This window comes from Arthrobacter sp. CAN_A2 (genome assembly GCF_015752045.1).
GTDB lineage: Bacteria > Actinomycetota > Actinomycetes > Actinomycetales > Micrococcaceae > Arthrobacter_D.
On sequence record NZ_JADOUS010000007.1, the window covers coordinates 144,805 to 168,656 of the forward strand.

The window sequence follows — 23,852 nt, forward strand, 5'->3', positions numbered from 1 at the left end:
TCCGCACGGTCTCCACCTGCCGGCGCGCCGGCGTTAGGGTCGTGTCATGAACCTGCAGGAACACCACTACTCGGCGCACGTCCGCTGGACCGGCAATCTCGGCACCGGGACCTCCGGGTACCGCTCCTACAGCCGTGACCACGAGGTGGACGTGGACGGTCCGGGCCTCCTCCTCGGGACGGCGGACCCCACGTTCCACGGGGCGAAGGACCGCTGGAACCCCGAGCAGCTGCTGCTGACCGCCGTCGCGCAGTGCCACATGCTGTCCTACCTCCACGTCGCCGTGACGGCAGGCGTGGTGGTCACGGGCTACCGGGACACGGCGACGGGCACCATGCGCCTGAACCGGGACGGCTGCGGCGAGTTCACGGGGATCGTGCTGCACCCCGTCGTCGAACTGCAGGACGCGGCCCAGGGCGGCCTCGCCGATGCCCTGCACGCGGAGGCGAACCGCCTGTGCTTCATCGCACGGTCCCTGAACTTCCCGGTCCATCACGAACCCACCTCCGTCGCCTCCCGGCCCTGAGGCCCACCGGGCCCGCCCCATCACCGCTGTAGCCTGTTAAGGCGTCCCTGCGCCTCGCGCGCCCACTCCCGGCGGACCCCGGATGCCCGCATGAAAGCGATCTCCATGACATTCCTGAACTCCCTCGGCTATGGCGGCCAGGTCATCACCGCACTGATCATCCTGGTCGGCGCCCTGATCCTGTGGCTCGTGCTCCGGTACGTGATCAACCGGTCGGTCAAGCGCGTCCAGAGCGGCTACAGCGTCTTCAAGAAGCCCCACTTCAAGTGGGCCCAGCCTGCGCTGCGTCCCTTCGACAGCGCCCGGCGCGTCCAGCGTGCGGAGACGATCGGCGGCCTGCTGTCGAGCGTGGCCGCCGTGACCATCGCGATCATCGCCGGCCTCATGGCCATCGAGACGCTCGGCTTCAACATCGGCCCCATCCTCGCGAGCGTCGGCATCGTCGGCATCGCGATCGGTTTCGGCGCACGCGAGGTGATCCGTGACGCCTTCCTCGGCTTCTTCATCACGATGGAGGACCAGTACGGCATCGGCGACACCATCGAGGTGGGCGACACGGTGGGCGTGGTCCAGTCCCTCGGCCTGCGCATCACGCGCATGGTCGATAAGGACGGGGCCATCTGGTACGTGCGGAACGGGGACATCACCAAGGTGGGCAACCGGTCGCAGGGCACCTACGTGGAGCCGGCGCCGGAACCCGGCGTACCGGCAGCACCCGTTCCGGCAGCACCCGCGCCGGCCCTCGCCAATGAGCAGTCATGAGCACGCAGGACCGCAGCGGCCTTCCCTCCGCCGGAGAGGCAGGACCGGGCCCGGTCGGGGTCCCGGGGATGATGCCGCCGTCCGCAGGCGCACGGGCTGCCCTGCCCGTCGAACGGCTCGTCGCGGCCGGACAGGATTTCACCCAGCCGCAGTACACGGACAACTTCTACGAGGCGGTGGGAGGCCACCCAACATTCGTGCGGCTGGTCGACGCCTTCTACGATGGCTTGGCGGACGACGACGTGCTGCGACCCATGTACCCGGAGCAGGATCTCGGTCCGGCGAAGGAACGCCTGCTGATGTTCCTCGAGCAGTACTGGGGCGGGCCGAGGACCTACGGCGAGCTGCGGGGCCATCCGAGGCTCCGCATGCGGCACATGCCGTTCCGGGTCGGGCCGCAGGCACGCGACCGGTGGCTGCAGCACATGCGCGCCGCGGTGGACACCCTGGACCTCCCTCCCCTGCACGAGGCGACCCTGTGGGACTACCTCGAGCGCGCCGCGCACTCGATGGTGAACGCGGCGGACTGACGCCGGCAGCCCGGTCCGCGGGCCACCGTCACCCGGGACCCTGCGCCGCCGGACCGCCGCCACCCGGGACCCTGCGCCGCCGGACCGTCGTCAGAGGATGGCTGCGGCGCGGACGAGGACGTGCCCGCGTGCCGTGCTGACGCGTGACCAGCGCCCGTTCGTGTGGACCGTCGCCGACGTGCCGGGCTGGAGGAAGCCGAGGCTGAACGCGCCGAAGGCCGCTCCGGCCGGGACTGCGCCGGGCACCCCGGCGAGGGGGCGCCCCCATACGGCGATCCTCGCGCTGCTCACCCGGGGTGCGCCCGCGCGGTCAGGCAGGCTGCGGGCCACCTCCGCGATGCCCTGGTGCGCCGCCTCGTCCAGGACCTCGGCCGCGACCGTGCCCGCCGCTTGCCATCCTGACCGGGGAGGGAGGATGCCGGACCAGTTCTCGGTGACCGTCACGGTGGGGACGGGGAACACGACGTCGCCCTCGGGCATGCGGGCGAGCCGGTCGAGGACAGAGCCGAGCGCGACGGTGGTGTCGACGTCGGCCTCCTCCTCGAGGGCCATGGTCCTGAGCCCCAGCACGGTGGGCACGGCTTCCCCGAGCACCGTGGGCCGGAGCGTGCACACGTACGCGGCGAGCACCCGGCCCGCGCCCACGAGTCTCATGCCGCTGTCGTCGTTGCCCCGGGCACGGGCGGTGAAGGTGCGGAGGTCGGCGACCGTGTGCGGGTCCGCGAAGCGCAGGGATGACGACGTCATGCCCGCGTGCCGGCCCGCGTGCGGCGGAAGGGAACGGCCGGGCCCCGCCAGGACAGGAGGATGGCCCTCTGCTGGTCGGACAGGCGCACGGGACGACCGGTGGTGCGGCTGACCATCACCATCGTGGTCGCGGCGATCGCACTCGTGGTGCTCCCCTCGGCCGCCACCCGGTCCCGCACCGCATAGCCGAGGTCGAAGCTCGAGCCTCCCACCGCGGTGATCCAGAGATCGACGGCGGCAAACTCCATGCTCACGGTCAGCGGCGACAGGTACTCGATCTCCTGGCGCCCCACGAGCGTGTAGTGGTCGGGGTCGATCAGATCGATGAACGAACCATCGGGGCGAGGCTCGTGCATCAGCGACAGGCGCGCGTCCTCGAGGAACTGCAGGAAGCGGACGTTGTTGACGTGGCCGTAGGAATCCTCGTCGCCGAACCGCAGCTGGAGGGGGAAGGTGTGCACCGGGGACATAGCGCCATCTTCTCAAACCGCGCCGCCACCGAGCCATTCGCCGTGCCCGCGGACCCCGGTGTGAGTAACACCATGGGCCCGGCCGCGTGCCCGTATTGAGTGCGCTCGGACCGGCGTCTACTGTCAGTAGATGCCCGGGAGCGACCGCTTCCACCGCCCCTGCCCCCACGAGGAGACACCGAACCATGGCAGAACACGCGCCAGCACCAGAGGCACCGGCGCAGGGAGCGCAGCCGAAGGACCCCACGAGGGCCCTCCTCGACCTGCTCGACCTCAGCAGCGCCGAGGGGGCGCAGACGGACGAGGAGATCTTCGTCGGTACGTCCGCCCGCCAGCCGGGCCGGCGCGTCTTCGGCGGCCAGGTGCTCGCCCAGTCGCTGATCGCCGCGATGCGGACGGTCGAGCCGACGCGCGACGTCCACTCGATGCACGGGTACTTCCTGAGGGCCGGTGACGCCGACCAGCCCATCACGTTCGGCGTCCAGCGACTGCGGGACGGGCGGTCGTTCTCCGCCCGGCGCACGCACGCCTACCAGAATGGCGTGCCCATCCTGTCCATGATCGCGTCGTTCCAGGAGCCCGACGACGGCATCACCCACCAGGACCCGATGCCCGCCGGCTTCCCCGATCCCGAGAGCCTGCCGTCCACCGCGGAACTGCTCGGCGGTTTCGACCACCCTGTCGCCCAGGCGTGGGCCTTCGACCGGCCGTTCGACATCCGGCACGTCGACGCACCGCTGTACCTGTCCAACGAGGGTTCGCGGGAACCCCGGAATGCCGTCTGGATGCGCAGTCTGGGGCCCATGCCCGACGATCCGAACATCCACCGTGCCGCCCTCGCGTATGCGAGCGACTACACGCTGCTCGAATCGATCCTGCGGCCCCACGGCCTGAGCTGGATCCAGCCCGGCATGAACGTGGCGAGCCTCGACCACGCGATGTGGTGGCACCGCCCCGTGCGCGTGGACGACTGGCTGCTGTACGTCCAGAGCTCGCCCAGCGCGTCCGGGTCGCGGGGACTCGCCGCGGGCCGCATCTACGACCGCAGCGGGGCGCTGGTGGCGAGTGTGGCCCAGGAGGGCATGGTCAGGATCCCGTCGGCCTGACATCCACGCGTGCAGACAGCAGAGGGACACGGCTTCGGCCGTGTCCCTCTTCTGTCTGCTTCCGCCTGTGCGGCCCCTGCTAGTCGCGCGTGAGGCGGCGGTGGGTGACGCGGTGCGGCTTCGCGGCATCGGCTCCGAGCCGTTCCACCTTGTTCTGCTCGTAGGCGTCGAAGTTGCCCTCGAACCAGTACCAGTGGTCCGGGTTCTCCTCGGTGCCCTCGTAGGACAGGATGTGGGTGGCCACCCGGTCGAGGAACCACCGGTCGTGCGAGACGACGACGGCGCAGCCGGGGAACTCGAGCAGGGCGTTCTCGAGGCTCGAGAGCGTCTCGACGTCGAGGTCGTTGGTCGGTTCGTCGAGGAGCAGGAGGTTCCCACCCTGCTTGAGGGTCATCGCGAGGTTCAGCCTGTTGCGCTCACCACCGGAGAGGACGCCGGCCTTCTTCTGCTGGTCCGGTCCCTTGAAGCCGAACGCCGACACGTAGGCACGCGAGGGCATCTCGACCTGGCCCACCTGGATGAAGTCGAGGCCGTCGGACACGACCTCCCACAGGCTCTTGTTGGGGTCGATGCCGCCGCGCGACTGGTCGACGTAGGAGATCTTCACCGAGTCGCCGATCCGCAGTTCGCCGCCATCGAGGGGTTCCATGCCCACGATCGTCTTGAACAGGGTGGTCTTGCCGACGCCGTTCGGGCCGATGACGCCGACGATCCCGTTCCGCGGGAGCGAGAAGGACAGACCGTCGATGAGGATGCGCTCGTCGTAGCCCTTGCGCAGATCGTGCGCCTCGATGACCTGGCTTCCGAGCCTGGGGCCCGGCGGGATCTGGATCTCCTCGAAGTCGAGCTTCCGGGTGCGCTCCGCCTCCGCGGCCATCTCCTCGTAGCGGTTCAGGCGTGCCTTGGACTTCGTCTGGCGTCCCTTGGCGTTCGAGCGGACCCATTCGAGTTCCTCGGTCAGACGCTTGGAGAGCTTCTGGTCCTTCTTGCCCTGGACCTCGAGGCGCGCGCGCTTCTTCTCCAGGTAGGTCGAGTAGTTGCCCTCGTAGGGGTACAGGTGACCGCGGTCCACCTCCGCGATCCATTCGGCGACGTGGTCGAGGAAGTACCGATCGTGGGTGACGGCGAGCACGGCGCCGGCGTACGACTTCAGGTGCTGCTCGAGCCAGAGCACGCTCTCGGCGTCGAGGTGGTTGGTGGGCTCGTCGAGGAGGAGCAGGTCCGGCTTCTGCAGCAGCAGCTTGCAGAGCGCGACACGGCGACGCTCACCACCGGAGAGGACGCGGACGTCGGCCTCGGGCGGCGGGCAGCGGAGGGCGTCCATGGCCTGCTCGAGCTGGGAGTCGAGGTCCCAGGCGTCGGCGGCGTCGATGGCCTCCTGCAGCTTGCCCATCTCGTCGAGCAGCGTGTCGTAGTCGGCGTCCGGGGAGGCCATCTCCTCGGAGATCTCGTTGAAGCGCTGGATCTTCCCGTAGATCTCGCCGACGCCCTCCTGGACGTTGCCGAGCACGGTCTTCTCCTCGTTCAGCGGTGGCTCCTGCAGCAGGATGCCGACCGTGTACCCGGGGCTGAGGCGTGCTTCGCCGTTCGACGGCGTGTCCATGCCTGCCATGATCTTCAGGATGGTGGACTTACCCGCACCATTCGGCCCCACGACGCCGATCTTCGCACCAGGGAAGAACGACATGCTGACGTCGTCGAGGATTACTTTGTCGCCAACGGCCTTGCGGGCCTTGCTCATTGTGTAGATAAATTCCGCCATGCCCCAAGGCTAGTGGTTGCCCGGACCGATCTCACATTCGGCCGGTCCGGCCAGGCCATGTTCGGCCCGTCCCGGCCCGTGTATCAGCGCTGGTCCCCGACGAAGCACAGGCCGGAGGCGAGTGCTGGAAGGACTACCACCGTGACCGCGCCCTCACGCACCTCACCGACGACGCACGTCCCGTCGATCAGGCCCGCGCCCTGGATCGCGTCGACGTCCAGCCCGGTCGGCGTGCTGTCGATGGACACCTCGACGGCCTCGGGGGCCGTGCCGGCGTCGGCGAAGCCCTGCTCGACGGCGGCGCGGACCCGGTCGCTGGTGACCGCGTCCCCGCTCCCGGCCAGGGTGGCGAGTGCGGCGTCGACGGACGGGGCGATGTCCGACGCGTCCTTTTCCGGCGACGTCGACCCCGCACCCGGCGACGCGGTGGCAGGCGTCGTGTTGCCGGCCTGCGACGATGTCGGGATCGGGACCGGGACCGGGACCGCTTCCGCGGCCCGGGAGGAGGGCGTGCCCGATGTGTCCGGTGTCACGGCGGGCGTAGCCGTACAGGACGTCAGGCACAGGGTCAGTCCCAGGCCGAGCGCCATGACCACCCGGACCGTTCCACCGGGCCGGTTGCGAGGGAGGGCGATAGTCACCCGACCATCCTGCCACCGATCGCCCTCCGGCCCCGGTCAGAACGGGACAGCCTCCTCCTGCCGGGCGTCCGCAGGGTCGCCGCCCGCCTCCCCCACCGGGAGAGGGTCACCCGTGCCCGTGCCCGTGCCGTCGTCGTCGACCGGGTCGGCATCGAAGGCCGACGCCGACCCGAACATCTCCCCCGTTGCCGCGTCCACCCCGGCGGGAAGGCCGTCCCCGGCGGGAACGCCACCCGAGGAATCCTCCGATCCGGCACCCGGCTGTGCCTCGCCGCGGTCAGCCGTCGTGCGCTTGAAGTTCGCGGTGCCCCACATGAGGTCGTGTCCGGCGGTGTCCGCATCGATGTCGACGGATGTTCCCGTCCTGCCGTCCTCCTTGATCCAGGGGCGCACCCGGAGCCGCCCGGTGACGATCACCCGATCACCCTTCTTGAGGCTGGCCCCCGCGTTGGTGGCGAGCTGGCGGAACATGGACACCGAGTACCAGTTCGTGTGCCCGTCCACCCAGGCGTTCGTCTCCTTGTCGAAGCGGCGGTCCGTGGAACACATGCGGAACCCGGCCACCGCCAGTCCGCTCTGAGCCGAGGTGAGCCGCACGTCCGTCGCGACATAGCCCCGCACGGTGATGATGTCGGTCATGATCTGTCCTTCCGTAGATCCCGGTGGACGGCGTTCGGTGCCGGCCTCCACCAAGTCTTCGGCCGGGAGGACCACGGCGCGGGGGGCACGCGGCCCTATGTGGACAACCGCCCCCGCGGTGCCGGGACCGGCACGGGCCGGCACGGGCCGGCACGGGCCGGGACGGCAAAGGGCCGGACGCGTCGGCGTCCGGCCCTGCTGCTGTGCCCCCGGCAGGATTCGAACCTGCGACCAGAGGATTAGAAGGCCCCTGCTCTATCCCCTGAGCTACGGAGGCAGTGACCTCAGTTTACTATGGGCGGTCCGGCGCGATCCCGACCGCGGTCGCGGAGGCCCTGCGCGGTCGTCCTATCCGGCCTCGGCGGGGAAGCTCACCCGCAGTTCCAGGCGGTGCTGGCCGTCCGGGTCCTGCGAGTAGACGGCTTTGCCGGCGATACCGCGGAGCCCGTCCGTACCGGATCCGGGGATAATGTGCCCCGAGCTCGCGGCGTCCGCGCCCTCGGCGACGCCCCAGTGCTGGACCGTCATAGAGCCGGCCCGGTCCCCGATGGTCCCCACGAACTGTTCGGACGCGACGTAGCCGGCGCCGACGTCGTTCCCTGCCATCAGCAGTTCGGCCGTGCTGGTTCCGCTGATCTCGCCTTCGAAGACCTTCGAGGCCCGTACGCGGGAGAGTTCGCCCGTGCTGCCGGGCTCCGAGTACGGCTCGGCATCCCAGCTGGTGATCTCGAACTCGCCGTTGTACGTCGCCGTTCCTGTTTCAATCATCTGTTCAGTATCGCCGTTCAGGGCCGGTACCGCATGCCGGGATGCGTGGTCAGTGCGTCACGCCAGGCGTGGAGGGACGATAGCGCCGCAGGAACAGGACCTTCGTACTGCGGTCGATGAACACGAGGTAGAGCGCGAATCCGAGCGCGACGACGGCTGCGATCTGACGTGCCATCATCAGGCTGAAATCGAAGTACGGGAAGATGTCGAGCTGGTCCGTGATGGCGTAGACCATGAAGAACGCGACCGTGAAGTACAGGAACTTCACCTGCCAGTCGTCACGGATGCCGGTGACCGCGAAGAGCGGGATCAGCCAGACGACGTACCAGGACTGGATCATCGGCGACAGCACCACGATGGCGGAGAAGGCGATGGCGAGACGGCGGACGAGGCGGCTGTGGTCGCCGCGGAAGACCTGGAGCGCGATGATCACGAGCGAGGCGAGCCGGGCGAGGGTGTGGAAGACACCGGCGAGGTCCCATCCGGGCAGGCCGACGGCGTCGCCGAGCGTGGCGATGACGAGCCCGATGAAGCCGACGGGCGCGTACCAGATCCAGACGCTGCCCGGGGTGCTGAGGGCGCCGACCCACCCGAAGCCGAAGGTGTTCACGTACCCCATGACCCACAGGATCCCGAGGGACATGCTCGCGGTGAGGAACCAGTAGAGGAAGCGCCGCGGCCAGGAGGCGCCCCTGCCCGCCCACATCAGGCCGACGAAGGGCAGGAAGATCAGCGTGATCGGCTTGATGCCGACCGAGAGCGTGATCAGGAGGATCCCGAGGACGGGCCGCTTCGTCGCCGCCAGGTACAGGCCGGTCAGGGCGAGGCCGATCATCAGCGAATCGTTGTGGATGGCCGCCACGAAGTTGATGAGGAACAGCGGATTGGCGGCGGTCAGCCACAGGGCGCGATTCGCGTTGATGGAGTGGAGCGCCGCGAGTTTGGGGATGACGTAGACGCACAGGGCCACCCCGACGAGCGCGACGACCCGGAACAGGATGATCGAGGTGTCGGGGTTGCCACCGGTGATCCTGACGATGCCCTCCTCGATCCAGAGGAAGACGGGCCCGTAGGGGGTGGGACTCTGCGCCCAGAGGTCGTCGGCGCCGATCTGCAGATAGTTCGAGATCTGCGAATACCCGTCGACGTAGGGGTTGAGCCTGGCCACCATGACCTGACCCTGGGCGATGTACGCGAACACGTCACGGCTGAAGAGGGGCAGCGCTGCCGCGAGCGGGATGGTCCACGCGATGATGGCCTTCATCAGGTACGGCCGCGTGTCGTCCGACCAGCCGTTCAACCGCTGACCCAACCGCAGCCAGGCCCGGACGAGGAGCATCCCGCCGAGCGCCAGGAGGAGGACGGAGAGCACCGCGCCCGCAGGTTCGAACCGCAGCCAGATGATGATCGGGGTGCGCCGGAGTTCCGCCGAGGCCAGTGACAGCCAGCCGACGCCGAGTGATCCCATCCACATGAGGAGGGACCCGACGAATCCCTGCACGATGGCGATGTCCGGTCGGTTCGGCCCCTGCTGCGTCGCGACGTCGGAGAGCGGGACCTGGGAGGGCATCGGGGAAATCCAATCGTCGGCAAGCATGAGTCGGCGTCGAACGCCCTGTCCTCAGGCCATCGGCCGGTGACGACCCGACGGCGGGCGACCCGCGAGCGGTGCCCTTGCCGGAAGCAGCAGGGTTTCCCAGATCTCCCCGCAACCCTGAGCGAACTGTTCGAATATTAGCATCGGGCCCGGAGTGCGACCCGGCAGGGCCTGCCGCAGAGGGTGCGGCGTCGGGCGTGGAAGCGGGGGTGCCGGGCGGTACATTGGTCGAATGCCGATATCGAATGACCCCATCGTCTGGATCGACTGCGAGATGACGGGACTGGACCTCGTCAACGACGCCCTGATCGAGGTCGCCGTCCTCGTGACGGATTCCGAGCTCAATGTCCTCGGGGACGGCGTGGACGTGGTGATCAAACCCACGCCCGAGGCCGTCGCCCAGATGGGTGACTTCGTGCGCGGGATGCACACGACGTCGGGCCTGCTGGAGGAGCTCGACGGCGGCATCCTGATGGAGGACGCCGAGCAGCAGGTCCTCGAGTACATCAGGACCTGGGTACCCGAGCCGCGCAAGGCCCAGCTGGCAGGCAACTCGGTGGGCACGGACCGGAACTTCCTCGTCCGGGACATGCCGCTCGTCGTCGACCACCTGCACTACCGGGTCATCGACGTGTCGACCATCAAGGAACTGGCTCGCCGCTGGTACACGCGTGCCTACTTCCAGGCTCCCGCGAAGACCGGCGGCCACCGGGCCCTCGGCGACATCGAGGACTCGATCCGGGAGCTGCGGTACTACCGCTCGGCGGTCTTCGTGCCCTCCCCCGGACCGGACTCCGCGACCAGCAAGACCATCGCACGCACGATCGCGTCCTGACGCCCTCGGCGGGCGCTCGTCCGCCGCGGTCGGGAGCACACCGAAAAGTGTGTAAACTTGGATCCGCTGCCTTCCGAGGACAGCCCGGCCGGCTACTCGCCACCGGGGTGGACCGCGGAGACACATGGTGGGTATAGCTCAGCTGGCAGAGCGCCTGGTTGTGGTCCAGGAGGTCGCGGGTTCAAGCCCCGTTACTCACCCTCAGTCGTCGGGAATGATCCTGGCCACGTATGCCGTCCCGGAGAACGTCCGGGGCGGCATCCGCATTTCCGGCCCCACCCAGCCCAAGCCCCGAAGAACGGCCCTCCCGGCCTGCGCCTTCCCGGGCTGCGAGCATACGAAGGACCCCCAGTCATGGAACGCACAGTGTTCGAAGAAGATCACGAGCTCTTCCGCGATGTCGCCCGCGAGTTCAACGACCGCGCCGTCGCTCCCCACTACGCGGAGTGGGACCGGCAGCACCTGATGTCTCGCTCGGTCTGGACCGCGGCGGGTGAGCAGGGACTGCTCGGGCTCGCCGTCCCGGAGGAGTTCGGCGGGGCGGGGATGCCGGACTACCGGTTCCGGACGGTGCTGGACGAGGAGTTCGCCCGCAGCAACCACCTCGCCGTCGGACTCGCGTTCCACCTCCAGGACGATCTCGTCCTGCCGCACCTGCTCGCCTACGGGTCGGACGACCTCAAGGAGCGATGGCTGCCGGGCATGGTCTCCGGTGAGATCGTCACGTCCTGCGCGTGGACCGAGCCGGGTGCCGGCAGCGACCTCCGTGGTATCCGGACCAAGGCCGTGCGCGACGGGGACGACTGGCTGATCACCGGCCAGAAGGTGTTCATCGGCAACGGGATCAGCGGAGACGCATCCCTCGTCCTGGCGCGCACCGACGGCAGCTCGGGCCGAGGGTCGAGTGACGCGTTCTCCCTGTTCATGGTGCGCAAGGGCGAGGGCTACGCGCCCGGCCGCCAGCTCGACAAGATGGGCCTTCGCGCATCCGACACCGCCGAACTCTTCTTCGACAACGTCCGGGTGCCCGGCGCGGACCTCGTGGGCGAGGTGGGCCAGGGCCTTCGCTACAGCCTCGCGCAGATCCCGCAGGGCCGCCTCGGCATCGCCGTCGCCTCCGCGGCGCTCGCCCGGGCGACCTACGAGCAGACCCTGAGGTACGTGACCGAGCGCAGCGCGTTCGGTGAACGCGTGCTCGACTTCCAGACCACCCGCCATGTGCTCGCCGACATGCTCACCGAGGTGCAGGTGACGGAGACCTTCGTCGACCGCGCGGTGCTGGCCTTCAATGCGGGCACTCTGACCCCCACCGCCGCTGCCCAGGCCAAACTGTGGGCCAGCGAACGGACGAAGTCCGTCACCGACCGCTGCCTCCAGCTCCATGGCGGCTACGGCTACATCCTCGAATACCCGGTCTCGCAGGCCTTCCTCGCCGCGCGGCTCCTGACGATCTTCGGCGGGACCAGCGAGATCCTGCGCGAGTCCATCGGCCGTTCGATCGCTGACCGCCCCACCCAGAACAGGTAGGTTCCATGACCGTCCACCCCATCACGATCGCCGGCGAACCGGTCCTGCACCGGCGCGCCCTGCCCGTCGGGGCGTTCGACGACGCGCTGCGCACCCTCATCGCCGACATGTTCGAGACGATGGACGTCGCCAACGGGGTAGGACTCGCCGCCCCGCAGATCGGCGTGGGGCTGCGCCTGTTCGTCTACGGGATGGACAACGACGACGACGTGGCCCCGCGCGGCGTCCTCGTCAACCCGACGCTCGTGACCTCGAAGATCCCCGGCTCCGATCCTGACCCGGAGGACGAGGCGGAGGGCTGCCTGTCCGTCCCGGGCGAGTCCTTCGCCCTCAAGCGCGCCGACTGGGCCCGGGTGTCAGGGTTCGACGGCGACGGCGCGCCCGTCGAATTCGAGGCGACCGGATGGTTCGCCCGCTGCATGCAGCACGAGTACGACCACCTCGACGGCAGGCTCTACGTGGACCGCCTCAACAACCGACAGGGACGCAAGGCGAGCAAGGCGATGAAGAACAACGGCTGGGGCGTGCCCGGGCTCACCTGGACGCCCGGGGTGGACCCGGACCCCTTCGGCCACTAGCCGGCCGGGGCTGGGGCCGCACGCTTCGGTGTCAGGCGTTCCTCTCGGCCTCGACCCGGGCTTCGGGCGCCGGGGCCTCGACGAGGTCCTCCAGCCGCTTCACCCCGCGGAGTGGACCCAGCAGGGCCACGAGCGGTGCGGTGCACGCGATGAGGACGCCGATGAGGACGGCCTGGCGGATGCCGACGGTCTCCGCGAGGACTCCCGCCAGCAGGCTCGCGAGCGCGAGCATGCCCCAGCTCACCGTGCGGGATGCCGCCCCGAGGCGGCCCATCATGTCCGGCGGGCACACGCGCTGGCGGAAGCTCGTGCCGACGACGATGTTCCAGGCGACACTCGCGCCCATCATGAACATGCCCAGAAGCCCCCAAAGCATCCCAGCGCCGGGCGAGAGGACCAGGAGGGAGGCGTAGCCGAGCACCCCGGGCACCATGGACCAGCGCCACAGCGGCCCGGAGCCGAAGCGCTCGCCCATCGAATTCGCCGTCATCCCGCCGACGGCTCCCCCGACAGACGACGCGGCCAGCAGCAGGCCGAGCCACAGTTCGGACTCCCCCAGGGTCCTCAGCACCAGCAGCACGAGCAGCGACGCGGAGATGTTCCCGCCCAGGTTCCAGAGCGCGGCGTTGAGCAGGAGGGCGCGCAGCGGGGCGGTGCTGAAGGTGTAGCGCAGGCCGTCCACCATCTCCCGGACGATCCGGTGATCGCTCCGCGGGCGGACGATCTCCTTCACATCGAGGCGGTGGATGGCCAGGAGCGCGACGACCGACGTCGTCAACTGCACGATCAGCGTGTTGGAGGCGCCGACGGCACCGGTGAGCCATCCTGCCGCGGAGCGTCCGGCCGCGTCCGCGGCGGCACCGGAGCCCGTGATCAGGCCGTTGCCCTCCATGAGCTCGTCCGCGGTGACGGCCTGCTGGACGAGCGCGGCGTCGGCCAGCTGGAAGAAGACGCCGCTCACACCCGCGACGAAGGCGGCGGCGAACAGCAGCGGGGTGCTGAGGAATCCGAGCCAGTAGCCGACCGGCAGGAGCGCGAGGACCAGGACGCGGACGGCGAGGGATGCGAGCATCACCGGCTTGCGGGGCAGCCTGTCGACCCACACACCGATCAGCAGTCCGAACAGGAGCCAGGGCAGGAACGTCATGCCGGCGAGGGCTGCGACCTCGAAGTTGCTGGCCTCGAGTTCCACCGCGGCGATGACGGGCAGCGCCACCGCGGCAACGGCGTTCCCGAGGACACCGAACGTGCTGGAGACCATCAGCGCGCGGAAGTTCCGATTGCGCACCAGCAGGTGTCGTGTTTCAGTGCCCCCAGAGCTCATCCGACCACCCTAATCCAGAGCACCTACGGCGACCGGACCGCCGTGACCACTTTCCCGCACTGATTCGCCGGGTCTTGACGGGTCCCGGGATCCTGCCGATAATTGTTCGCCCCGGCAACAGGATGGGCGGCTGTTGTTCCCGATTTCTCCCTTGGCTTAGCGGGACCCCCTCCGATTGCAGCGCGGTCGGCGGAAGAGCACCATGGATGAGGGAGTGCGTCCCGCGGTCGTTCCCCCAGCAGTATCGCGGTCGACGGGCTCCCGAGGCGGCTATAGACGCCGGGCGGTCCCCCTACCTCTTGAGACCGGGTGCGGGGACCGTTTCATGCCCGCTGCAGGGAGGTCCCCGGCCGTCCGGACCCGCGGCCGGGTCGAAGTGAACGGGCCGACCCCGAAGCCCCAGTAGTAGGCCGACCCGTTCATACCGCAGCGCTTGCGTATGAGACCCGCGGCGATGTTCACACAGTAGGGCGGCCGTGGTCCCTCCATGACATCCGACGCGCCGGAGACCGTGAAGGGCTTGCGCCCGCGGGTCGGGAGAGCGGCACATCCGGTGCGGAGGAATCGGCACCTGGTCTCGCGGGGAGGTCGGGGGATGGGTCGACCGATACGCCGGGTTCTGTCATCGCGCGCCGTCGCCGGCACGCGAGTAGCGACCATCCATCTACGGACGCCGTTGCCGACGCCCTCAAGCGGCCTACCCGTGCACTCGGGCGGGCAGCCCTCGATCGCGCACTGTCTGGCCTTGCTCCGGGTGGGGTTTACCGAGCCGTGCCGGTCACCCGGCACGCTGGTGGTCTCTTACACCGCCTTTTCACCCTTACTGCCCGCGCCGGCCGAGGCCTGCAGCGGGAGCGGTTTCTTTTCTGTGGCACTGGCCTGCGGGTTACCCCGAGTGGGCGTTACCCACCACCCTGCCCTGCGGAGCCCGGACGTTCCTCGGTGGAGCGGATGCTCTCGCCCCGTCCAACGCGGCCGCCTGGTCGACCCATCCGGTGACCATTCTAGGCGACCGGGACGCCGTCAGGCGCCGCGCGCGGACGGCCCGCCCGCGTTGGATACAGTGGATCGGTGCTGATCCTGCTCCCCCCGTCCGAAGGCAAGTCCGCCGCCCGTACGGGCGCTCCGCTCCACCTGGACGACCTCCACTTCCCCGAACTCAACCAGGCGCGCAGCGCCGTGCTGGACGCCCTGAGGACCGCCAGTGCCGCCGACGACGCGCATGCGGTCCTCGGCGTCGGGGCGTCCCTCGCCGAGGACGTGGCGCGGAACTTGGTGCTCGACGTCGCACCCGCCGCCCCGGCCCACGACATCTACTCGGGTGTGCTGTACGACGCCCTCGACTATGCGGGCATGACCGCCGTCCAGAGGCGTAAGGCGAGGGAACAGTGCGTCGTCGTGTCCGCCCTGTGGGGCGCCGTGGGCTTCGGCGACCGGATCCCGGCCTACCGTCTGTCGATGTCGGTCGACCTCCCGGGCACGGGGCGCCTCGCGGCCTACTGGAAGGAGCACCTCGCGGCTCCGCTGGCGCACCACGCCGGGGACGGCCTGATCGTCGACTGCCGGTCGAGCACCTACGCTGCGGCCTGGACCTCGCCACCGCACCAGAGCGCCGCCGTCAACGTGTTCCAGGTCCGGAACGGGAAGCGGACGGTCGTCTCGCACTTCGCGAAGCACACACGGGGCGAGCTCGCCCGGCACCTCCTCACCCGACGCGGTGCGGCGCCCGCGACACCCGCCGCCCTGCTCGCAGCGGCCCGCGAGCGGTGGACGGCCGACCTCGAGCCCGCCACCGCACGGAAGCCCGCGCAGCTCGACATCGTGCTCGACTGACGCACGCTTCCCTCCGCTGGCCCGCCGACCCGGCGTCGTCGGGGAGACAGCCGGATGCCCACCGACTCGCTGCACCCGGCGGGCATCCGCGACGACGCGCGTGAGCGGGGCCGGCGGTCAGTCGGCGACGAGCTCCACCTCGAACCCCTCGGCGTTCTCGAGGTACGCGGCGTAGTGGTCAGGGCCGCCCGCGAACGGGTGCCGGTCGGCGAACAGCACCGACCAGCCGTGGCTGGCCGCCCGCCGGGCCAGGAGGTCGACGTCGGCGCGGGAGCCCGCGCGGAACGCGAGGTGGTTCACACCCGGACGACGGCGGTCGTGGTCGGCCGCTGCAACATCCGGTCCGCTCTCCAGGACCACGTAGAACTCCTCCGAACCGAAGCTCACGCCGTTCTTCCACGACTCCCTGCGGGGGAACCCCAGCCGCTCGAGGAGCCAACCCAGGCTGGCGTCCGCCGCGGTGAGATCCCGGGTCCACACCTCGACGTGGTGCAGCCGGCCGGCGCGGCGGGGCGCCTCCTGCGCGGGGGCCTCGCGCGCGGTCGGGGCTGCGCTCGAGGCCGCACCCGACGACGCGGTCGCGGTTGCCGCAGCGGCACGGGGCTTCCAGTCGACGCCCGCCATCCCGGCGTCCATCGCCTCGTTGGAGAGCCGGTCGGCGTCCTTGTTCCGCTCGCGCGGGATCCACTCGTACGTGACGCGCCGCGGATCGAGGACCTTCCGCGCCGCGGCCGCGAGGACGCGCATGTCGGCGTGCTTGATCTGCCACCGCCCGGACATCTGCTCGACGACGAGTTTGGAGTCCATCTTCACGTGGACGGCAGCCCTCGGGTTGATCTCACGGGCGAGCTCCAGCCCGGACACGAGACCCGAGTACTCGGCGACGTTGTTGGAGGCCTTGCCGATGTAGGCGGCCTTCTCCACGAGGATGCGGCCGGTGTCGGGGTCGCGCACGAGCGCGCCGTACCCGGCGTGCCCCGGGTTGCCCCGCGACCCGCCGTCGGCCTCGACGACCAGACGCGCGGGCAGGTCCTCCTGCGCACGGTCGTGATCCTCGTCCTGGTCCTGGGCGTAGGGGTCGAACAGTTGCTGGTCCGTCACGGCTGCTGGTTTCCCCAGTCGCTGGAGCGGACGAGGATGCAGCCCGAGTCGGGGCAGAGGACGACGTCGTCGGGAGCGGCCGCGGAGATGTCGGCGAGGTCGCCGGGGCTCAGCTGCATGCCCGACCCCTCGGACTTGCCGTGGAAGAGCCGTGCTGCGCCGACGCCGCGCCGAGCGAGGATCCGGTCGTAGACGGCCAGGAGCCCCGCGTCGAAGGTGGCGGCGAGTTCGTCCCGCTGGGCCTGCACGCGAGCGCGCTGCGCATCGATGTCGGCGAGCTCCGCGTCCCGGGCTTCCTCGAGGCCCTTCAGCTCCGCGCGGACACCGTTCGTCCGCCCCTGCACCTCGGCCTGCGCGGCACGCGCCGTGTCCACCCTCTCCATGACGTCGAGTTCGACGTCCTCTAGGTCCGACCGCCGCTTCGTGAGGGTCGCGACCTCGTGCTGCAGCGCCGTCAGGTCCTTCGAGGTCCCGGTTCCGCTGTTGAGCCGCTTCTCATCGCGTTCGAGGCGATTGACGACGGACTGGACCTCGTCCTCAGCGCGGGTGAGCTCGCGCTGCAGGTCCCCGAGCTCGGTCGTCGCCCGGACGAGTTCGGCGTCCACTTCCGCCACCCGGCCCGCGACGATCCCGATCTCGGGATTGCTGCGCGCGGCGGCGGCCTGGCGGGTGAGCTTGTTGAGGGTCGAGTCGAGCGCCTGCAGGTCGAGCAGGCGGAGTTGTTCCTCGGGTGCAGCCTTGGCCACGGTAAACCTCCAGGATGGGACGGATGGGGCACGACGAGCGGGCGTGGGCGTCGTCCCAGCCTAGGCCACGGCGCCCGGGCGGGTCGTCAGTGACCGGGCGTGAGGACGAAGTCCCAGGGGTCGGTGTTGACGCCGCTCACCCGGATGTCGGCGGTGAAGCCCTGATCGGACAGGACGTTGGCGAGGGCCTCGGCGGCGGGCGTCAGCCACAGCCACTCGCTGCCGAAGTGCGAGACGTCGATCAGGTAAGGCGTGGCACCGGCGGCTGCCTCCCTGACCTCCGACGCGGGGTGGTGCCGCAGGTCCGCGGTGACATAGACGTCCGCCCGGCTCGACCGCACGCGGTCGAACAGGGAATCGCCCGCGCCGCCGCAGACGGCGACCCTCCGCACCGGGGCGTCCTTGTCGCCGGCGACGCGCACGCCGCCCGCCACGGCCGGGAGGATCGAGAAGACCACTTCCGCGAAGGCGCCGAGCGTCACCGGCGCTTCGAGGTTCCCGACCCGTCCGATGCCCTCCTCGGGCAGCCCGTCCGCCGCCGGGGTGAGCGGCTGGACGTCCTGCAGCCCGAGGGCGTCCGCCAGCACGTCCGACACTCCCCCGACCGCGCTGTCCCCGTTGGTGTGGACCGTGACCATCGCGCAGCCGGCCTCGATCAGCCGATGGACGGCTTCGCCCTTGAAACCCGACGCGGCGACGGAGGAGACGGGCTTGAGGAGCAGCGGGTGGTGGGACACGATCATCGTCGCACCCCAGTCGAGTGCCTCGTCGAGGACGGCCGCGGTGGGGTCCACGGTGAAGAGGATCCTGTCCGCCCGCCTCCCCGACCGGCCGGCCACCAGCCCCACCTCGTCCCAGTCCTCCGCGAGGCTCTCGGGCCACAGCTCCTCGATGGCGAGGAGCACGTCGCCGACGGTCGGTGCCTGCGTGCCGGGCGGATCGGGCGCGTCGACGCCGGTCGGAGCGACGCCTGCGTCGCGCTCGTTCTGGTCCATGACACCAGTAATACCCGCCACCGGCGGGCCCGCCAAGTCCGCGCCGTCCACCGACGGCGGAACGGGCGCGGGAATCATCGGCACGTGGCGCGCATTGACACTGTCATGAAGACTTTTGTGCTTGGAGGGGGCTGCTTCTGGTGCCTCGATGCCGTCTACCAGAAGACCCGTGGCGTGACCGAGGTCGTCTCCGGGTACACCGGCGGCCATACGAGGCACCCGGACTATGACAGCGTCTGCTCGGGGATCACCGGACACGCCGAAGTGGTGGCGGTGACCTTCGACGAGGACGTCGTCCCCGAGGACGTCATCCTGGACATGTTCTTCGTGTCCCACGACCCCACCACGCTGAACCGGCAGGGCTACGACGTCGGCACCCAGTACCGCAGCGTCATGTACCACCAGGACACCGCGCAGAAGGAGCTCTTCGAGGACGCGATCAGCCGCAACCAGGAGAACTGGAAGAACCCGATCGTCACCGAGGTCAGCCGGCTCCCCCATTTCCACGTCGCCGAGGACTGGCACCAGAACTTCTACGCGAAGCACCCCGAGCAGGGCTACTGCCAGGTCATCATCAATCCGAAGCTCGCGAAGGCACGGAAGTATTACTCCCAGTGGCTGGCCGCATAGGAGCGCCGGTGCCCGGCCGTTAGGCTGACCGCCGTCGCTCACGGGGCAGGCCCACGCCGCCCCACCCCGACGATCCCCCGTATCCACCCCACCTCCGACAAGGCAGGCTCCCCATGGCAAAGATCTACGACGACGTCACCCAACTGGTCGGGCGCACGCCCCTCGTCCGCCTCAACCGACTGACCGAGGGACTCGAGGCGCAGGTCGCCGTCAAGCTCGAGTTCTACAACCCCGCCAACAGCGTCAAGGACCGCATCGGCGTCGCTATCATCGACGCCGCCGAGAAGGCGGGCGCCCTGCGCCCCGGCGGAACGATCGTGGAGGGGACCTCCGGCAACACGGGGATCGCGCTCGCGATGGTGGGTGCTGCCCGCGGCTACAAGGTGGTGCTGACGATGCCGGAGACCATGTCCACCGAGCGACGCGTCATGCTCCGGGCCTACGGCGCCGAGATCGTCCTCACCCCCGGTTCCGAGGGCATGCGGGGCGCCGTGGACCGTGCCAAGGAGATCGTCGCGACGACGGAGAACGCCATCTGGGCCCAGCAGTTCGCGAATGCGGCGAACCCGGAGATCCACCGCACCACCACCGCGGAGGAGATCTGGGAGGACACCGACGGCGAGGTGGACATCTTCGTGGCAGGTGTCGGCACCGGCGGGACGATCACCGGCGTCGGCCAGGTGCTCAAGGAGCGCAAGCCCGGCGTGCAGATCGTCGTCGTCGAGCCCGCCGACTCGCCCCTCCTCAGCGGTGGTGCGCCGGGCCCGCACAAGATCCAGGGCCTCGGCGCCAACTTCGTCCCGGAGAACCTCGACCGCGAGATCTACGACGAAGTGATGGACGCGACGGTGGAGGACTCGGTGCGGGTGGCCCGCGAGCTCGGGACCAAGGAGGGCATCCTCGGCGGGATCTCGTCGGGAGCCATCGTCTGGGCCGCGCTCGAGCTCGCGAAGCGCCCGGAGAACGCCGGTAAGCTCATCGTGGCCATCGTGTGCGACTTCGGCGAGCGCTACATCTCCACGATCCTCTTCGACGACATCCGCGGCTGATCCCGACGCGACGTCCGTCCCCAACCACTCCACGAAAAGGTAACCGGTGAGCTTTCTAGAACGACTGCGCGAGGACCTCGAGACCGCGCGCACCCACGATCCGGCGGCGCGTGGTCCGGTCGAGACCACCGTGGTGTACTCGGGGCTGCACGCCATCTGGGTCCACCGCCTGACCCACCGCATGTGGCGGGACGAGAGGCTGCGCTTCCCCGCCCGGGCCCTCGCCCAGCTGGCGCGTGCCCTCACCGGCGTCGAGATCCACCCTGCGGCCACCATCGGTCGGCGGTTCTTCATCGACCACGGGATGGGCATCGTGATCGGCAGCACCGCCGAGATCGGCGACGACGTCATGCTGTACCAGGGCGTCACCCTGGGCGGACGCTCGCTCGAGAGGGTCAAGCGCCATCCCACCATCGGGGACCGCGTCACGATCGGCGCGGGTGCGAAGGTGCTCGGGCCCATCACGATCGGTGCGGGCAGCGCGGTCGGCGCTAACGCCGTCGTGGTCAAGGACACGCCCCCTGACTCGATCATCACCGGGATCCCGGCGACGTTCCGCCACCGCGATTCGCGCCGCGAGACCCAACCGGCCGTCGACCCGGCGGAGTACGTGGACCCGGCGATCTACATCTGACGCACCGACGGATCCAGCATGCGATCGAGCATGCGAGCCGGACGAGGGAAGCCCCGGACCGCGGTCCGGGGCTTCCCTCGTTCATGCCGTCAGGGCCGTCAGTGCGTGTCGACGGCCTCGATCTCGGACTTGTCCTCGCCCCACATGGTGTGGAAGGTGCCCTCGCCGTCGACCCGGTTGTAGGTGTGCGCGCCGAACAGGTCGCGCAGGCCCTGCGTCAGGGCGGCCGGCAGGCGCTTGCGGCGCAGGCCGTCGTAGTACGCCAGCGACGCCGAGAAGACCGGCACGGGGATGCCCAGCTGGACGGCCGTGGACACCACGCGGCGCCAGGCCGGCACGGCTCCCGCGATCGCCTCGGCGAACGCGGGGGCCAGCAGGAGGTTGGCCGGGCGGTCACTGCCCGCGTACGCCTTCATGATGTCGTCGAGCAGCTCGGCCCGGATGATGCAGCCGGCCCGCCACAGGGACGCGATCTCGTCGAGCTTCAGGTCCCAGCCGTACTCCTTCGCCGCGGCCGTGAGCATGTCGATGCCCTGCGCGTAGCTGACGAGCTTCGAGGCGTACAGCGCGAGCCGGACGTCCTCCACGAAGGTGTCGGGCAGGTCCACGGTGCCCTCGTGGCCCTGCAGGATGTCCTGCGCCAGCACGCGCTGCTCCTTCTGGGAGGACAGGGCGCGGGCGAAGACGGACTCGGCGATGCCCGACGTCGGGCTGCCCAGTTCCAGCGCGGAGACGACGGTCCACCGGCCGGTCCCCTTCTGCCCGGCGGCATCGACGACGACGTCGACGAACGGCTTGCCAGTGCGCGCGTCCGTGTGGCCGAGCACCTCGGCGGTGATCTCGATGAGGAAGGAGGACAGCGTGCCCGAGTTCCAGTCGGTGAAGATCTTCGCCTGGTCGGCCGGCTCGATGCCGGCGCCGGAGCGCAGGAGGTCGAAGGCCTCCCCGATGACCTGCATGTCCGCGTACTCGATGCCGTTGTGCACCATCTTCACGAAGTGGCCGGCGCCGTCCGTGCCGATCCAGCGGCAGCAGGGCTCGCCGTTGTACTTGGCGGAGATCTTCTCCAGCATCGGGCCGAGCGAGTCGTAGGCCTCGCGGGATCCGCCGGGCATGATGGACGGCCCGAGGAGGGCACCTTCCTCCCCGCCGGACACGCCGACGCCGACGAAGTGCAGGTCGTGGGCGGACAGGGCGGCTTCACGGCGGCGGGTGTCCTCGTAGTGGGAGTTTCCGCCGTCGATCACGATGTCCCCCGGCTCCAGCAGAGGCACCAGCTGGTCGATCACGGAATCCACCGGCTTGCCGGCCTTCACCATGATGAGCACCCGGCGGGGCTTCTCCAGCGAGTCCACGAGTTCCTGCATGGTCTCGGTGCGGACGAACTCGCCGTCACCGCCGTGCTTCTCCAGCAGGGCGTCCGTCTTCTCGATGGATCTGTTGTGCAGGGCCACGGTGTAGCCGTTGCGGGCCAGGTTGCGGGCGAGGTTGGCTCCCATGACTGCCAGGCCTGTGACGCCGATCTGTGCGCTCAATGTGTTCTCCGTCATTCGTCAACTGCATGCAACGTGGTGCATGTGCCGGTGCTTCGGGCGCGTTCCCGCCCAGCTCCTCCGGTCCCTTTCACACTATTACCGTCGCGCCACGCGCCGCCACACCCGCGTGGGCCCGCGCCGTCATGTGTCGGCCGGTCGAGGCCTCCCGAGTCGCCATCAGGGCTGGCCCGACTGGGACGCTGGCGCCATCCGTGAAAGAATGATAAGGATGTCCGACATTACCGTTACCCCCACAGCCCCTGCCCCTGCTTCCTCGCGCCCCCAGGTGCGCCCCGAGGTGGAGGGTTCCGAGCCGATCGTGTCCAGTGACGGCAGGCCGCTGCTGCAGTTCAAGTCCCCGCGGGTCAGCCAGCCGCCGGTGCACCTGGCGGACCTGACCGTGGCCGAGCGGCAGGAACGCCTGAAGGAGCTGGGACACCAGGGGTTCCGCGCCAAGCAGCTGTCCACGCACTACTTCTCGCACTACTCCACCGACCCCGCGGCGATGAGCGATCTGCCGAAGGCCGGGCGGGAGGAACTGGTGGCGGCCATGTTCCCGCCGCTGCTGACCGAGGTGAAGCGCCTGACCACGGACAACGGCGACACCATCAAGTTCCTCTGGCGCCTCTTCGACGGCGCCCTCGTCGAGTCCGTGCTGATGCGCTACCCGGGTCGCGTGACGCTCTGCGTGTCCTCCCAGGCCGGCTGCGGCATGAACTGCCCGTTCTGCGCGACCGGACAGGCGGGGCTGACGCGCAACATGTCGACGGCGGAGATCGTCGATCAGGTGGTCGCCGCGAACCGCGCCCTCGCCGAGGGCGCCCTCGGAGACCTGCGGACCGATGGCGGGCACGACGCCGACCGCGTCACCAACATCGTCTTCATGGGCATGGGTGAGCCGCTGGCCAACTACAAGCGCGTCATGGCCGCGCTGCACCGTTTCGTGGACGACTCCCCCGAGGGCCTCGGCATGTCCGCACGAAACATCACCGTGTCGACGGTGGGCCTCGTGCCGGCGATCAACAAGCTCGCCGCCGAATCGCTGCCGGTCACGTTCGCGCTGTCCCTCCACGCGCCCGATGACGAGCTCCGCGACGAGCTGATCCCGGTCAACACGCGCTGGAAGGTCGACGAGGCGCTCGACGCCGCCTACAACTACTACCGGGTCACCGGACGACGCGTCAGCATCGAGTACGCACTCATCAAGGACATGAACGACCACCCCTGGCGCGCGGACCTGCTGGCGAAGAAGCTGAACCAGCGCGGGCGCGGCTGGGTGCACGTCAATCCGATCCCGCTCAACCCCACGCCGGGATCCATCTGGACGGCCTCCGAGAAGAGCGTCTCGACCGAGTTCATCAACCGGCTCCGCGATGCCGGCATCCCGACGACGCTCCGCGACACCCGCGGCAAGGAGATCGACGGCGCGTGCGGCCAGCTCGCCGCCGAGGAGTAGTCCTGCCACGATTGGCGCCGGCGATCGACGAGCCGGTATAGTCGACCCTCGTGATGCAGCC

At 69.6% G+C, this 23,852-nt stretch carries 24 protein-coding genes, 2 tRNA genes and 1 other RNA gene; 13 read left to right on the forward strand and 14 right to left on the reverse strand.

All coding sequences use genetic code 11. The features are described from left to right. Nucleotides 1-46: 46 nt before the first annotated feature. From IWX63_RS11075 to IWX63_RS11085, 3 genes are all read left to right on the forward strand, one after another. On the forward strand, nucleotides 47-526 hold the full coding sequence (locus IWX63_RS11075) for an OsmC family protein (RefSeq protein WP_199278222.1): 480 nt from the start codon (nucleotides 47-49) through the stop codon (nucleotides 524-526). A 90-nt stretch (nucleotides 527-616) separates the two neighbouring features. Then, the gene (locus tag IWX63_RS11080; RefSeq protein ID WP_199278223.1) at nucleotides 617-1,288 is read left to right on the forward strand and encodes a mechanosensitive ion channel family protein; all 672 of its coding nucleotides are present in this window, start codon (nucleotides 617-619) and stop codon (nucleotides 1,286-1,288) included. Beyond that, on the forward strand, nucleotides 1,285-1,818 hold the full coding sequence (locus IWX63_RS11085) for a globin (RefSeq protein ID WP_334685807.1): 534 nt from the start codon (nucleotides 1,285-1,287) through the stop codon (nucleotides 1,816-1,818). Before IWX63_RS11080 ends, IWX63_RS11085 begins: the two co-directional genes overlap by 4 nt. A gap of 90 nt (nucleotides 1,819-1,908) precedes the next feature. On the opposite strand, the gene IWX63_RS11090 is transcribed toward IWX63_RS11085, so the two are convergent. Further along, the gene (locus IWX63_RS11090; RefSeq protein ID WP_199278224.1) at nucleotides 1,909-2,565 is read right to left on the reverse strand and encodes a hypothetical protein; all 657 of its coding nucleotides are present in this window, start codon (nucleotides 2,563-2,565) and stop codon (nucleotides 1,909-1,911) included. Next, complete coding sequence (locus IWX63_RS11095; RefSeq protein WP_199278225.1) at nucleotides 2,562-3,035, reverse strand: acyl-CoA thioesterase; 474 nt, start codon at nucleotides 3,033-3,035, stop codon at nucleotides 2,562-2,564. Before IWX63_RS11095 ends, IWX63_RS11090 begins: the two co-directional genes overlap by 4 nt. 185 nt (nucleotides 3,036-3,220) lie before the next feature. Between IWX63_RS11095 and tesB the strand changes: the two genes are divergently transcribed. Beyond that, entirely contained in the window at nucleotides 3,221-4,141 is a 921-nt protein-coding gene (gene tesB, locus IWX63_RS11100; protein WP_199278226.1) for an acyl-CoA thioesterase II, read from the forward strand. A 79-nt stretch (nucleotides 4,142-4,220) separates the two neighbouring features. On the opposite strand, the gene ettA is transcribed toward tesB, so the two are convergent. The 6 genes from ettA to mptB all read right to left on the reverse strand — a co-directional run bounded on the left by ettA (nucleotide 4,221) and on the right by mptB (nucleotide 9,521). After that, nucleotides 4,221-5,903, reverse strand: a complete 1,683-nt coding sequence (ettA, locus tag IWX63_RS11105) for an energy-dependent translational throttle protein EttA (RefSeq protein WP_199278227.1) — start codon at nucleotides 5,901-5,903, stop codon at nucleotides 4,221-4,223. A gap of 83 nt (nucleotides 5,904-5,986) precedes the next feature. Continuing rightward, nucleotides 5,987-6,544 (reverse strand): DUF6993 domain-containing protein, encoded by a 558-nt coding sequence (locus IWX63_RS11110; protein ID WP_199278228.1) that lies wholly within the window; start codon nucleotides 6,542-6,544, stop codon nucleotides 5,987-5,989. Nucleotides 6,545-6,580: 36 nt separating this feature from the next. Further along, nucleotides 6,581-7,183: a single-stranded DNA-binding protein gene (gene ssb / locus IWX63_RS11115; RefSeq protein WP_199278229.1), complete on the reverse strand. Its 603-nt coding sequence runs from the start codon at nucleotides 7,181-7,183 to the stop codon at nucleotides 6,581-6,583. 204 nt (nucleotides 7,184-7,387) lie between these two features. Next, nucleotides 7,388-7,460, reverse strand: a tRNA-Arg gene (locus tag IWX63_RS11120). A gap of 71 nt (nucleotides 7,461-7,531) precedes the next feature. Further along, nucleotides 7,532-7,951: a DUF3224 domain-containing protein gene (locus IWX63_RS11125; protein ID WP_199278230.1), complete on the reverse strand. Its 420-nt coding sequence runs from the start codon at nucleotides 7,949-7,951 to the stop codon at nucleotides 7,532-7,534. A 49-nt stretch (nucleotides 7,952-8,000) separates the two neighbouring features. After that, complete coding sequence (mptB, locus tag IWX63_RS11130; RefSeq protein ID WP_199278231.1) at nucleotides 8,001-9,521, reverse strand: polyprenol phosphomannose-dependent alpha 1,6 mannosyltransferase MptB; 1,521 nt, start codon at nucleotides 9,519-9,521, stop codon at nucleotides 8,001-8,003. A 259-nt stretch (nucleotides 9,522-9,780) separates the two neighbouring features. Here mptB and orn point away from each other — a divergent pair, with 259 nt between their 5' ends. The 4 genes from orn to def all read left to right on the forward strand — a co-directional run bounded on the left by orn (nucleotide 9,781) and on the right by def (nucleotide 12,488). Further along, nucleotides 9,781-10,383: an oligoribonuclease gene (orn, locus tag IWX63_RS11135; RefSeq protein WP_199278232.1), complete on the forward strand. Its 603-nt coding sequence runs from the start codon at nucleotides 9,781-9,783 to the stop codon at nucleotides 10,381-10,383. 127 nt (nucleotides 10,384-10,510) lie between these two features. Next, nucleotides 10,511-10,583 (forward strand) — tRNA-His (locus IWX63_RS11140). A 154-nt stretch (nucleotides 10,584-10,737) separates the two neighbouring features. After that, a complete protein-coding gene (locus IWX63_RS11145; protein WP_199278233.1) occupies nucleotides 10,738-11,910 on the forward strand; it encodes an acyl-CoA dehydrogenase family protein in 1,173 nt (390 codons plus the stop codon). Nucleotides 11,911-11,915: 5 nt separating this feature from the next. Next, nucleotides 11,916-12,488 (forward strand): peptide deformylase, encoded by a 573-nt coding sequence (def, locus tag IWX63_RS11150; RefSeq protein WP_199278234.1) that lies wholly within the window; start codon nucleotides 11,916-11,918, stop codon nucleotides 12,486-12,488. A 31-nt stretch (nucleotides 12,489-12,519) separates the two neighbouring features. Here the strand turns inward: def and IWX63_RS11155 are convergent, their stop codons facing one another. Both IWX63_RS11155 and rnpB read right to left on the reverse strand, forming a co-directional pair. Then, nucleotides 12,520-13,812, reverse strand: a complete 1,293-nt coding sequence (locus tag IWX63_RS11155) for an MFS transporter (protein WP_199278235.1) — start codon at nucleotides 13,810-13,812, stop codon at nucleotides 12,520-12,522. 592 nt (nucleotides 13,813-14,404) lie between these two features. Then, an RNA gene (rnpB, locus tag IWX63_RS11160) (RNase P RNA component class A) lies at nucleotides 14,405-14,803 on the reverse strand. 80 nt (nucleotides 14,804-14,883) lie between these two features. Between rnpB and IWX63_RS11165 the strand changes: the two genes are divergently transcribed. Continuing rightward, complete coding sequence (locus IWX63_RS11165) at nucleotides 14,884-15,645, forward strand: YaaA family protein (protein ID WP_199278236.1); 762 nt, start codon at nucleotides 14,884-14,886, stop codon at nucleotides 15,643-15,645. Between the two features lie 117 nt (nucleotides 15,646-15,762). Here the strand turns inward: IWX63_RS11165 and IWX63_RS11170 are convergent, their stop codons facing one another. The 3 genes from IWX63_RS11170 to IWX63_RS11180 all read right to left on the reverse strand — a co-directional run bounded on the left by IWX63_RS11170 (nucleotide 15,763) and on the right by IWX63_RS11180 (nucleotide 18,487). After that, nucleotides 15,763-16,746: a reverse transcriptase-like protein gene (locus IWX63_RS11170; RefSeq protein ID WP_334685808.1), complete on the reverse strand. Its 984-nt coding sequence runs from the start codon at nucleotides 16,744-16,746 to the stop codon at nucleotides 15,763-15,765. Further along, nucleotides 16,743-17,492 carry a zinc ribbon domain-containing protein gene (locus IWX63_RS11175; RefSeq protein ID WP_199278237.1) on the reverse strand — a complete coding sequence of 250 codons (750 nt, stop codon included), beginning with the start codon at nucleotides 17,490-17,492 and terminating at the stop codon, nucleotides 16,743-16,745. The genes IWX63_RS11170 and IWX63_RS11175 overlap by 4 nt, the downstream gene beginning before the upstream one ends. A gap of 86 nt (nucleotides 17,493-17,578) precedes the next feature. After that, entirely contained in the window at nucleotides 17,579-18,487 is a 909-nt protein-coding gene (locus tag IWX63_RS11180; RefSeq protein ID WP_199278238.1) for a Nif3-like dinuclear metal center hexameric protein, read from the reverse strand. 105 nt (nucleotides 18,488-18,592) lie between these two features. On the opposite strand from IWX63_RS11180, the gene msrA reads away from it, so the two are divergent. The 3 genes from msrA to epsC all read left to right on the forward strand — a co-directional run bounded on the left by msrA (nucleotide 18,593) and on the right by epsC (nucleotide 20,800). After that, entirely contained in the window at nucleotides 18,593-19,117 is a 525-nt protein-coding gene (gene msrA, locus IWX63_RS11185) for a peptide-methionine (S)-S-oxide reductase MsrA (RefSeq protein WP_199278239.1), read from the forward strand. Nucleotides 19,118-19,230: 113 nt separating this feature from the next. Next, nucleotides 19,231-20,166 carry a cysteine synthase A gene (cysK, locus tag IWX63_RS11190; RefSeq protein ID WP_199278240.1) on the forward strand — a complete coding sequence of 312 codons (936 nt, stop codon included), beginning with the start codon at nucleotides 19,231-19,233 and terminating at the stop codon, nucleotides 20,164-20,166. Nucleotides 20,167-20,212: 46 nt separating this feature from the next. After that, the gene (epsC, locus tag IWX63_RS11195; protein WP_199278241.1) at nucleotides 20,213-20,800 is read left to right on the forward strand and encodes a serine O-acetyltransferase EpsC; all 588 of its coding nucleotides are present in this window, start codon (nucleotides 20,213-20,215) and stop codon (nucleotides 20,798-20,800) included. A gap of 98 nt (nucleotides 20,801-20,898) precedes the next feature. On the opposite strand, the gene gndA is transcribed toward epsC, so the two are convergent. Next, the gene (gene gndA, locus IWX63_RS11200; protein WP_199278315.1) at nucleotides 20,899-22,335 is read right to left on the reverse strand and encodes an NADP-dependent phosphogluconate dehydrogenase; all 1,437 of its coding nucleotides are present in this window, start codon (nucleotides 22,333-22,335) and stop codon (nucleotides 20,899-20,901) included. Nucleotides 22,336-22,555: 220 nt separating this feature from the next. Between gndA and rlmN the strand changes: the two genes are divergently transcribed. After that, nucleotides 22,556-23,791, forward strand: coding sequence for a 23S rRNA (adenine(2503)-C(2))-methyltransferase RlmN (gene rlmN, locus IWX63_RS11205; protein WP_199278242.1), 1,236 nt, complete (start codon nucleotides 22,556-22,558; stop codon nucleotides 23,789-23,791). Nucleotides 23,792-23,852: the final 61 nt, after the last annotated feature.

What these genes read in the sequence shown, in the direction of transcription:
- IWX63_RS11090 (WP_199278224.1), bottom strand. Translation starts at nt 2,565, where the DNA reads ATGACGTCGTCATCCCTGCGCTTCGCGGACCCGCACACGGTCGCCGAC.
- IWX63_RS11145 (WP_199278233.1), top strand. Translation starts at nt 10,738, where the DNA reads ATGGAACGCACAGTGTTCGAAGAAGATCACGAGCTCTTCCGCGATGTC.
- IWX63_RS11155 (WP_199278235.1), bottom strand. Translation starts at nt 13,812, where the DNA reads ATGAGCTCTGGGGGCACTGAAACACGACACCTGCTGGTGCGCAATCGG.
- IWX63_RS11125 (WP_199278230.1), bottom strand. Translation starts at nt 7,951, where the DNA reads ATGATTGAAACAGGAACGGCGACGTACAACGGCGAGTTCGAGATCACC.
- IWX63_RS11180 (WP_199278238.1), bottom strand. Translation starts at nt 18,487, where the DNA reads ATGGACCAGAACGAGCGCGACGCAGGCGTCGCTCCGACCGGCGTCGAC.
- tesB (WP_199278226.1), top strand. Translation starts at nt 3,221, where the DNA reads ATGGCAGAACACGCGCCAGCACCAGAGGCACCGGCGCAGGGAGCGCAG.
- rlmN (WP_199278242.1), top strand. Translation starts at nt 22,556, where the DNA reads ATGATAAGGATGTCCGACATTACCGTTACCCCCACAGCCCCTGCCCCT.
- IWX63_RS11080 (WP_199278223.1), top strand. Translation starts at nt 617, where the DNA reads ATGAAAGCGATCTCCATGACATTCCTGAACTCCCTCGGCTATGGCGGC.
- orn (WP_199278232.1), top strand. Translation starts at nt 9,781, where the DNA reads ATGCCGATATCGAATGACCCCATCGTCTGGATCGACTGCGAGATGACG.
- cysK (WP_199278240.1), top strand. Translation starts at nt 19,231, where the DNA reads ATGGCAAAGATCTACGACGACGTCACCCAACTGGTCGGGCGCACGCCC.
- IWX63_RS11085 (WP_334685807.1), top strand. Translation starts at nt 1,285, where the DNA reads ATGAGCACGCAGGACCGCAGCGGCCTTCCCTCCGCCGGAGAGGCAGGA.
- IWX63_RS11075 (WP_199278222.1), top strand. Translation starts at nt 47, where the DNA reads ATGAACCTGCAGGAACACCACTACTCGGCGCACGTCCGCTGGACCGGC.
- IWX63_RS11095 (WP_199278225.1), bottom strand. Translation starts at nt 3,035, where the DNA reads ATGTCCCCGGTGCACACCTTCCCCCTCCAGCTGCGGTTCGGCGACGAG.
- def (WP_199278234.1), top strand. Translation starts at nt 11,916, where the DNA reads ATGACCGTCCACCCCATCACGATCGCCGGCGAACCGGTCCTGCACCGG.
- ssb (WP_199278229.1), bottom strand. Translation starts at nt 7,183, where the DNA reads ATGACCGACATCATCACCGTGCGGGGCTATGTCGCGACGGACGTGCGG.
- ettA (WP_199278227.1), bottom strand. Translation starts at nt 5,903, where the DNA reads ATGGCGGAATTTATCTACACAATGAGCAAGGCCCGCAAGGCCGTTGGC.
- msrA (WP_199278239.1), top strand. Translation starts at nt 18,593, where the DNA reads ATGAAGACTTTTGTGCTTGGAGGGGGCTGCTTCTGGTGCCTCGATGCC.
- mptB (WP_199278231.1), bottom strand. Translation starts at nt 9,521, where the DNA reads ATGCCCTCCCAGGTCCCGCTCTCCGACGTCGCGACGCAGCAGGGGCCG.